We start from the raw sequence: 6,903 nt of genomic DNA on the forward strand, positions 1-6,903 counted from the left end.
TTTTAGAAGTATACAAGCTTTGTACCTCCGTTTGTGCTACTTTTCATGAAGTATTCGTCATGAATCCTAAGCAAATCGCCAACCATATTATTCCTACATTTATTATTTTTAGAATTATACCAAAATTCGATTATCTTGTAAACGATTGTGCTTCACCAAAACAAGATCCCACATAGGAATTTTAATAACATCATACCCTGTCAATTCAAGCGTTTATATGTTTGATTCTTTTATTGCATTTGTATACCGTTGTTCCTGCTTACCTCTGATAGACCCACTTATTTCTGATTCCATGTATAAAAAAAGAGTGGGTTCCCCCACTCAAAATCTTCGCTATGCTTTTAAATGAAAGAATCTTTCTTCGGCCACTTCCGTACCGGTGGATCATCGATCTTTATCTCCTTTTTATTATCCCAATCATCTGCCTCAGATCCTTCAGCACTCTTGCCGCTAAGATCATCGACCATCCACTTGCCTTGATCCTTGTCATACGTGAGCGTAAAATTACGTAACTCTTGATAAGAAACGTCTTCGAAATCTTTTCCTTGCTCTATTTTAATCTTTTCATTATAAGAAACGAGTACGGTCACTTCAGCCTTCCAATCCCCTTCAAATAGACTCAAATCTAAATCATCCATATTGACTGTCGATTCCAAGAATTGGGACTCGATTTTTTCGACATGTTCTTTGATCGCCTTAAAGTTGGCATCAATCCCGGTGAGATTCTTTTTAAAATCGTTGGTGACATTCGTGAGTTTATCGGGGTCAAAACCGGACGTGACATAGACCGACATGTCCTCGTTAAATTTGTTGGCCGCATTGATGATATCTTTTTGCACTTGTTTATTATCACGGGCCAATTTCTCATCATCAATCAGGAAGCTGACGTCAGCACTACCCCACACATCTTTCTTTTTCTCTTTATTGAACGTCCCTAGATCGTTCTTCACGGTTGCTTTCACTTTGTATTCACCCGGAAGAAGCGGCCCGTAGATTTCTTTGTTTTTATCGATTTTATTCAATGATTTCTTAAAATTTTTAATAGCAAAATTAAGTTTATCGTTATCATCTTGTCCTTTGGCTATCAAATTCACGGTCTTTGCCTTCAATTTATAGTTTGGAAACATACCCAGGCTTTTGCCATCTTCGACAAGACTGACCTGTTCCGCTGACGACGTAAAATCTTCGTTTTCTATTTGTTTATTCAAGCTGTCTTTGATCACTTGGTAGCTCTCATTATTTGTTTTCAAATATTTGACGAACGCAGATAAAGATTCTTTGTTGATGACCGCGTCCTTTTGATCCGGCTCGATCAACTTTTTCAATGTATCTGTGTCATTTTTTTCTACAGCTTCGTTGAAGGCATTCACCGTTTTCTCCGGTTTATGCTGGTTAGCCAGCACGGCGTATATGACAACAAGGGCTGCAATGATGACAATCGCACCTCCGGCGGAAATAAGCGATTTCTTACTCATCGTTAATAGACACTTCCTTTGGCAAAGGCTCTCATTAATCTCTCACTTGCATCTCTGGAATCGTCAATCATCCATTTTCCATCCTTTTTCACCATTTGGATTTCTAGTTCCCGACTCGCGGATTTAGCATCCAATTTATCGAGAATAGAATCGAATTTGGATAAAGCATATTCTTGTTCCTTTTCTATATCAAAATCATCATTATTTTCTCGGTATTTAATTTTATATTCCTTTACTTTCTTCGATATATCATCGATCGCAAGCGCAGAATATTCAAGTTCCACATTCGCTTTATCATTGGCGTTCGCTTTCACTTCAACTTCCAATTCATCTTTTTCAGCAGAAGCTTGCTTGAAACTATTATAATATTTATCCATTTTACTATCCGAAACATCTCTAGAGAGAATGGATTCTATGCTTTTGTTAAATTCTTTTTTAGCGTCATCCTGGACACCGTCTTTGTCAGCTGAGACATACTTCTCGTAATCACTATTATCTTTATCGAAATAAATCGTCTCAATATAGGCCTTTAGGGCTTTGGCCGGATCTTGTAAAGCTTTTAGGCTATCATTATATTTACTTGTGTCTAGAGGAACTTGGACATCTTCTGTGTCCTTTTCAAAATCAGAAGACTTCGGAGCAATATTAATTTCATATTTTGTATCTTTGTCGACATCAAATAAGACAGTCACATTCTTCTGTTTATCCGGACCAATTTCGCCCATCGATTCACTTTTCAAATCAATGCTTGGGTTGGTATCTTTACTAGGATCGGTTTGAGTGTCCCCATCATACAACTGAATATCCGCATGAGGAAAAACCGAAATGGGCTGATCCGAAACGTTTTTCACTTTCAAATCAACCATCAATAAACCACCATCTTGATCATCATCCTCAGATACCCCATCATCTTTACCGGATAATATGTAGGATGCATTATCAATCGAAGCCTCAATGGTTTTGCTTTTACCTGATGAGTCAGCATCTGCCTCTTTATCCTTTGATCCACTGCAAGCCATCAATGCTATTGTAAGCAAACAACAAAATAAAAATATTCCTATTTTTTTCACCGTACATTTTCCTTTCAGTAATGATTTTTGTGAATATGCAAAGATACTATTACTTGATTTAGGATAAAAAAGAGTAAGAACCATCAGGAAAGAGTCTCTATATTATCCCGTAATAGAATCTCCCCTTTTTCATCAAATCATCATAATATTTTTGCACATCATTTTTACTATACTTTAGGTTCTTTACCTGGTCAATCCTATTTTTAAAAATTATGGAAGATTTAGCACCCCCACAACGGAAGGAATATGAAGTCCTCCTTCATTCCATTCGACAAAATTCGGGGAGTGCCAGGCACCACTAAAAAATCTTCATACCATTTTGTATGCGCTTGCAAATATGGTATAATTTAAACAATTCATTCAATTTAAAATGATAGGGGAGAGATTCTAATGAATACACCATTGGTATTGACTGATTTTTTGGATCGTGCAGTACGTTTATACGGAGAGAAACCAGCGATTATTGATGAGGAGGGGACGCGTTATACATATCATGAAATAAATAAACGCGTGAACCAATTATCTCATGGGCTGGCTTCATTAGGAGTGGAAAAGGGAGATCGTGTTGCTTATCTTGCTCCAAATACACTGGAAATGTATGAAGGTTTTTATGGTATTTTTCAGGTAGGGGGCATTATGGTGTCTCTTAATACTAGACTGAAACCTGATGACTATTTATATATCCTGAATCACAGCGGTAGTAAGATTCTTTTTGTCGATCATGAACTTATTTCTTTAATTGAACCGATTATCGATCAACTCAAAACAGTAGAACAAATTATCATCCACGGAGCTTCAGAAGATAAGGGCGACTTTATTGCCTATCCAAAGTGGCTCGTTTCCCAGCCAGACACAGCTTTTCCGCGGGCTGACCTTGATGAAAATGATACCGCTACCCTGCTTTACACAAGTGGTACAACCGGAAAGCCAAAAGGTGTGATGCTCACCCACCGGAATAATTATTTGCACGCGATGTCCAGCATGCATCATATCCGGGTGAGTGACAAAGATACATTAATGCACATTTTGCCAATGTTTCATGTCAATGGATGGGGCTCCCCTTTCTATTATACAGCAAATGGATCAACCCAGGTCATGCAAAGGTATATGGATTCCGCGTCCATCTTAAATAAGGTTAAAAAATATGGTGTAACTGTCATGCACATGGCACCAACGGTTCTAAACGGAATCATTGATAAATTTATGGAAACGAAACCGGTGATCGAACAAGATGTGCGCATTGTGCTTGCAGGAGCTGCGCCGCCACAAGCGTTTATTAAACAAGTGGAAGAGGAAATCGGCTGGGAATTCTACCAAGTGTACGGCATGACCGAATCCTCCCCTCTCACACTGGCATCCTATATGTCATCCGAAGACGGTGATCTGACCGGAGATGACTATTACTATATGAAAGCAAAGGCGGGTTATGAAATGATTGGAACGAAGGTACGCGTTGTCAATGATATGCATCAGGATGTTGCTAATGACGGAAAAGAAGTCGGAGAAGTCATCGTCAAAGGCAATGGCGTTATGAAAGGATACTGGAAAAATGAAGAGGAAACGAACCGGACGATTGTAGACGGCTGGCTGCATACCGGTGACATGGGTACGATCGACGAACGTAGCCGGATTAATATTGTCGATCGTAAAAAAGATATTATTATCAGCGGTGGAGAAAATATTTCCTCAATCGAAGTGGAGGGGGTCTTTTATGAGCACCCAGCCGTTCAAGAAGTGGCCATTATTGCTACACCGCATGAAAAATGGGGAGAAACACCGCATGCCATTGTTGTCCTCCGCAAAGGACATATCGTAACAGAACAAGAATTGATTGACTTTTCACGGGAAAAATTGGCTCATTTCAAATGTCCAAAAGCCATCACGTTTTTAGATGAACTGCCGAAAACCGCAAGCGGAAAAATTTTAAAAGTACAGCTAAGGGAATTAGTATAATACCACGGGATGAACCGGGGCTGAGCAAGTAACAGGCCCGGTCTTTTTTCACATTAGCCAGGCACTTGGTGGGGATAGGCCCCTTTCGCCCCCCTATGAAGCAATGAACCTTTCTGGATGGAGTGATTTTTATGGTAAAGGATGCTAATATTTCTTTTGACGGAACACGCATCGAACACCCCGCTCGGATAGCCATGCTAATGGCCTTAACCGATGGACGGTCACTACCAGTCAGTGACCTTGCAGACATAGCCGGGGTCACACATCAAACAGCAAAGGCACATGTCACAACATTAGTGGAAGGGTTCGTGTTAACGGTAGAGAATCCCGGACGACATCGGTACTATAAGCTGTCTAGCCCTCAAGTAAAGGAAGCCGTTCATGCGATTGCGAAAAGCTCACCATCGATACAGGTTCACCCTTTGCGTGAATCAAATGATAAGAAAGCGCTATATGCAGCACGTACCTGCTATGGCCATCTGGCGGGGAAATTAGGGCTTAAACTGACCGAATCCCTTATCAAGTTAGGATACGTGGAAGACTTGGAAGATAAATACCGATTAACGGAAAAAGGAAAGCAATGGATCTATGATTTTAAGGCGATTCCACCACAAAAAGTTAATGAACATTCCATTCCTTACCATATTGACTGGACAGAACGGAAACACCATATTGCCGGTCCCTTCGCATTAGCGATTACAAAACGTCTACTTGATTTAGGATGGATTCAAGAAGGCTCTATCCGCCGCTCGATCCAAGTGACCGAAATCGGCCGCTTCGAAATCTGGAATGAATTTGGCTTTGATCCATTTAGGGGGACTGTCCCTCGCCGAATGCGTTAAAGTAGTAAGGGACAGCCCACCCTTTATCCTGCTTTTTCGTTTACGGATTCATTTGGCTGCAGGGTGTGCGCAAGCCCTGCCATTGTAACAATGCCGATGAAGGTAGCCACCGCTCCTGCTGACATGGTGCTTGGAATGATCCCTCCAAAGTAAAGGATCAAATAAGAGAGAAGTCCAATAACCATGGATAATTCCGCTGCTAATGCAGGGGCTTTCTTTTTACCATACACACTGTAAAGAATCGGTCCCATCGTTCCTGCCGCTACTCCAGAGATACCAATCCACATGACGTCACCAATGTAGGCAGGCGGTTTTACCACAAGCAAGCATGCGAGTAATCCAATGATTGGGACAGTGATCCGGCTTATGATAAATGCGATTCTTTCAGCACGTCGATCTTCTATATCCATCATTCCTCGTTTGACGAATACTTTTAAAAAAATATCATTGGCAAATACAGTAGAAATCGAGACGAATATCCCATCTGTCGTCGACATGGCTGCTGCCAGAATGACAACCCCAAGGATGGCAACAATCACAGCGGGAAAAGCCCAAACTGCGTACTCGATCAAAGCCACATCTGCATCTGCAACCGTCGTCCCCAGGGCCGCGCGACTGTAAATCCCGCCAAATAAAATAACGAGGGAGAAAATACTAGCAACGATATAGGTGGCAATCATTTTCCCCAAATCCTTTTCATGTTTTAAACCGAGTACTTTATTAAATAGATGGGGTGCTGAAGCAAATGCCCATTGAATCATAATCGCCCCAGCCGCGGCACTGAATGAATAAAAATGGGTCGATTCAGGATTAAATACCTTCACCAAGTTTTCATTCTGACGAGCTAGATTATGCGTAATTCCTTGAAAAGTCGAGCCTATACTACCATCCCAAAACATAACAATACCGGATACAAAAATAAACACACCAGCAATCGCCATCATTACCGCTTGCACAGCATCTGTGTAAATATCAGCCACCGCTCCGCCCGCAAAAACATAAAGAACAACAATGGACGCAATCAGGATGATCCCCGTTTGATAGGGAATGCCAAGCAAATATTCAAATATCCGGCTCCAGCCACAAATTGTCCAGCAATATAAAATACATTGAAAAGCAAAATGAGCCCTGTTCCGACACGCAAAATATCGCTGTTATAAAAATCTCCCAGCCAATCTGGAAGGGATAGGGATTGTTGTTTATTATTTAAGTTCCGCGCTTTCTTCGCTATCATCATCACACCTACAGGACCCCCAACAATGATAGCTACGAACAGCCAAAGATTCGAAAATCCCCAATCATGTGACCAGCCTGGATACCCTAGAAATGTGGCAGCACTTAAGTACGTGGCGGCAAAGGATAGTCCAAGCACATAGGGGCCTAAATTTCCCCCTCCAATTGCAAAATCACTGATATCTTTTGTTTTCTTGGAACTGATGAAGCCAAGAAAAAACATCACTGCTAAAAAGACAATAAACCCGACCCAAGTATAGATTGTAACGCTGCTCATTTTTATCCCCCCTCGTATAATATGTTTAGTCTACGACGTCTGAGCATCGATCG

4 protein-coding genes and 1 pseudogene are annotated in these 6,903 nt (G+C 41.0%); 2 read left to right on the plus strand and 3 right to left on the minus strand.

Annotation, left to right across the window (positions count from 1 at the left end):
* Positions 1-341: 341 nt before the first annotated feature.
* Both GZ63_RS18385 and GZ63_RS0110075 read right to left on the minus strand, forming a co-directional pair.
* Positions 342-1,475, minus strand: a complete 1,134-nt coding sequence (locus tag GZ63_RS18385; protein ID WP_226374378.1) for a TcaA second domain-containing protein — start codon at positions 1,473-1,475, stop codon at positions 342-344.
* 2 nt (positions 1,476-1,477) lie between these two features.
* The gene (locus GZ63_RS0110075) at positions 1,478-2,545 is read right to left on the minus strand and encodes a DUF5105 domain-containing protein (protein WP_029269166.1); all 1,068 of its coding nucleotides are present in this window, start codon (positions 2,543-2,545) and stop codon (positions 1,478-1,480) included.
* Between the two features lie 390 nt (positions 2,546-2,935).
* Here GZ63_RS0110075 and GZ63_RS0110080 point away from each other — a divergent pair, with 390 nt between their 5' ends.
* On the plus strand, positions 2,936-4,498 hold the full coding sequence (locus GZ63_RS0110080) for a long-chain-fatty-acid--CoA ligase (RefSeq protein ID WP_029269168.1): 1,563 nt from the start codon (positions 2,936-2,938) through the stop codon (positions 4,496-4,498).
* Between the two features lie 131 nt (positions 4,499-4,629).
* On the plus strand, positions 4,630-5,340 hold the full coding sequence (locus GZ63_RS0110085; RefSeq protein ID WP_051681458.1) for an ArsR/SmtB family transcription factor: 711 nt from the start codon (positions 4,630-4,632) through the stop codon (positions 5,338-5,340).
* Between the two features lie 23 nt (positions 5,341-5,363).
* Here GZ63_RS0110085 and GZ63_RS16640 read toward each other — a convergent pair.
* Positions 5,364-6,850, minus strand: a pseudogene (locus tag GZ63_RS16640) (sodium:solute symporter family protein).
* Positions 6,851-6,903: the final 53 nt, after the last annotated feature.

The sequence above is a fragment of the Virgibacillus alimentarius genome, from assembly GCF_000709085.1.
In the GTDB taxonomy this organism is placed as follows: domain Bacteria; phylum Bacillota; class Bacilli; order Bacillales; family Amphibacillaceae; genus Virgibacillus_B; species Virgibacillus_B alimentarius.